This is a genomic window from Vibrio sp. qd031 (assembly GCF_002100145.1).
In the GTDB taxonomy this organism is placed as follows: domain Bacteria; phylum Pseudomonadota; class Gammaproteobacteria; order Enterobacterales; family Vibrionaceae; genus Vibrio.
The window spans coordinates 1-3054 of the sequence record NZ_JXQD01000020.1 but is presented as its reverse complement, the minus strand read 5'-3'; the positions used below and the strand labels follow the sequence as shown (position 1 = coordinate 3054).

The following is a 3054-nucleotide window of genomic DNA, read 5'->3' as shown; positions in this document are numbered from 1 at the left end:
AAGCACGACATATCCTGAGCCGTATTCAATGGTTACTGGTTGGCGATAGCCTTCAAAAAGTCTTGTTCACACTGGCAAAAAAGAGCAAAGCAGTACGTGTCTGTCCCTGCTGTCAGCATGAGATGGGGTGCGTTGGGATCACGCGACCGAGATAGCCGAAAGGCTGAGATAATAAGGATAATGATGATAACTTAAGAAAGGAGATGCGATACCAAAAAGCCGAATAAATAAACGCTAACCTGCTGATAAGATGTCACTTTAGGTCTTATCACGACAGCGTTCGCCTTGAGAAAAGTATCAAGGCGTGATCACCTGAGCCGCCAATCGCACAATTTACTTATAGAGAGACAACGGGCTTGTTCAACACTCGGGATTTAACGCTGGCTGGCGCAGCGCTTAATCCTTATTTGTTAGCCGCCCATCGCACGAATTAGGTCTCACTATTTTTGAAAAACTTTCCTTCAGCGTAAACCAAAATGGACGCTAAAAATATGGCATAGACGACTGCCGCTTGAACTCCGTAATCCCATGTTAACCAACTACAAGCACCATAGTAGTGACCAAATATAAGCGCTAAACTCCCTACATAGGCAATGCGAGTTGGAACATATGTGATTAGTCCAAACATAATTGCTACATATGCAAGCAAAGAGGCGACAAATGAAAGAGACCCATGGCTAGAAAAATAATGAAATAGCTCATTTGCTTCATTTACCTCAACACCGCTAGAACTCCAATAGGTTTCAGATTGACCAATAAGCGTCAAAGTTAAGTCAAATAGCATGGAAAACAAAGCCAAATACTTAATTCTACGAGTGTATGGATTTGGTACTAAATTCATTTATAAATCCGTTCCCTGGGGGAGGCTAACGCTGCGATCACCGGTAAATTGGGAGCGCAGCGAGTAATTTATCCGTGTGCAGCGCCTTGTTAGGGTTTAGCCATGTGAGCTACTAGTACGTATAGAGCCTTCTTGTACACACGCTTTGAAATTACCCATTGAAATTTCTTTTGCATGAAGTTCCAAGCCCCCCGCATTTTTATAGGTTGTATAATCTTTATTTGGCATTTTTGTTGACACATACCAAGCGTTACCATCAATATTTTCTGAGCATGAACCTGGGAATGTTAATGTCCAAGTTTGCCTCAAAAAGCACTTCTTTGCGGTTTGAATATAAGTGTCCTCGGTTTTTACGGTATCGCCCTTAGAACCAAAGATTTGTGTGATCGTAACTTCTGTTGAAGGCCCATCAATACCGCCTGCATGCTTATTGATAAAATAGTTCCAGTTACTTTTCAGCTTACTATTTTCCAATATAAAACTATCACACTTTGAAATTCCGTAGTCATGAAATGACTTCAATAGAGTCTGATCATCGTTTGCCAAAACGGGATTAGCTAACGTAATTCCAAAAGAAAGTGCTGACGCGATTACTAGTTTTGTTTTCATCTATTTTACTCCTTGAATTTTTAGATGAGCTATTTTGTTATATTGAACCCTAACGAATGACATGGATTCCCCCTCCCGAGGATCTGCCACACTTATGTGGTACTTAAATACACCGGAGGCACCATGTCTGATTATTCCTATTTCTGCGGTATCGACCTAGCTAAAAACCACTTTAGTCTTCATGCTGTTGACAAAAATGGTAAGGTCATTCTTCATAAATCAGTAACCCGCTCTAAACTACTGACTACCTTAGCAAATATGCCACTCATGCGTATAGGTGTTGAAGCGTGTGGTGGTGCACATTATTGGGCAAGGACACTCAATAAACTGGGGCACGATACCCGTATTATGGCCGTTAAATATGTGATCCCATATCGAACTAAAGGAAAGAACGACCTGAATGACGCCGTCGCTATTTGCGAAGCAGTCCAGCGTCCTTCAACTCGCTTCGTACCAGTTAAATCTCCTGAGCAACAAGCCATATTGTCAGTGCATAGGATGAGAGAACATTGGGTTCGCGAGCATACCGCGCTTATGAACCGCATGCGAGCCTTGCTTTCTGAGTTTGGGCTAGTCATACCGGTTGGTCGTTCTTCATTGATGAAGAGTGTTCCCTTAATGCTAGAAGATGCAGAAAACGAACTGCCACACCTTGCGAGATCAGTGATCGCTGATGCGTATCACCACCTGGACGAATTGAATCAACGTATTTCAGATACGGAGCAAATCTTCGATTCATTTGCTAAGGTCAGTGACAATGTCCAACGGGTAATGAAGGTTCGAGGCATTGGCCCTCAAACTGCTACAGCGATACTCGCCTCAATAGGAAATGGTTCGCAGTTTGATAAAAGCCGCGACTTCTCTGCTTGGCTAGGTTTGGTTCCTAAGCAATATTCTACAGGTGGAAAACCTCGGTTAGGCCGGATCACTAAACACGGTGACAAATACTTAAGAACGCTATTAGTCCACGGCGCGAGAACGGTGATTGCCAACCTTGGCGATAAGCAAGATAGGTTAAGTCAGTGGTGTAGAGGCGTTCTAGAACGGCGCGGAATGAATCGAGCGATCGTGGCCCTCGCGGCGAAAAACGCTCGAATTATATGGTCGCTTTTACACAATCAAACAGAGTATGAAAACTATGCTGCTTAAGTAGCACCCCAAGCAGCATAAAGAGTTAACCCCACCGGGTCATTGCAGACGCTAATGATGGAGATAGGTTAAGACCACTTGCGGAGAGCCTGTTAATGCGGCGGACACATTAGATGTCATCTAACGAATAAGGCACCGCAGTCGCGCAAAGTCATCAGGGCCACGACGTATGCGAACCGTCGATAAATAGGCCGAATGTAGAGCGGCAGTCCAAAACCAATCAACATAAGTTTAGCGGATGTTTGACAGCCAGGGGAATCCATGTAGCCGCCTTAAGCTGTGAGTGAACGTGTGCCATGTTTGAGCGATAGCGAGTTCGGCACACGTTTACGAATCAGTCTTGAAGGCTTTGTTGAACGAAGCCGCTCCGCGGCAGAGCAAAACGTAAAAGCACCATACTTCTTGTTACTCCATCACTCGATGGTAAACAAAGGAGTTACGACTATGAACGCCAA

General features: G+C 44.1%; 3 protein-coding genes. 1 reads left to right on the top strand and 2 read right to left on the bottom strand.

What is annotated here, in order from left to right; translation table 11 throughout:
• Positions 1 to 430: 430 nt before the first annotated feature.
• Positions 431 to 841 (bottom strand): hypothetical protein, encoded by a 411-nt coding sequence (locus tag ST37_RS07905; protein WP_084885269.1) that lies wholly within the window; start codon positions 839 to 841, stop codon positions 431 to 433.
• Between the two features lie 96 nt (positions 842 to 937).
• On the bottom strand, positions 938 to 1450 hold the full coding sequence (locus tag ST37_RS07900) for a hypothetical protein (protein WP_084885268.1): 513 nt from the start codon (positions 1448 to 1450) through the stop codon (positions 938 to 940).
• A 123-nt stretch (positions 1451 to 1573) separates the two neighbouring features.
• Here ST37_RS07900 and ST37_RS07895 point away from each other — a divergent pair, with 123 nt between their 5' ends.
• Positions 1574 to 2599: an IS110 family transposase gene (locus tag ST37_RS07895; protein ID WP_084885266.1), complete on the top strand. Its 1026-nt coding sequence runs from the start codon at positions 1574 to 1576 to the stop codon at positions 2597 to 2599.
• The last annotated feature ends 455 nt before the right edge of the window (positions 2600 to 3054 follow it).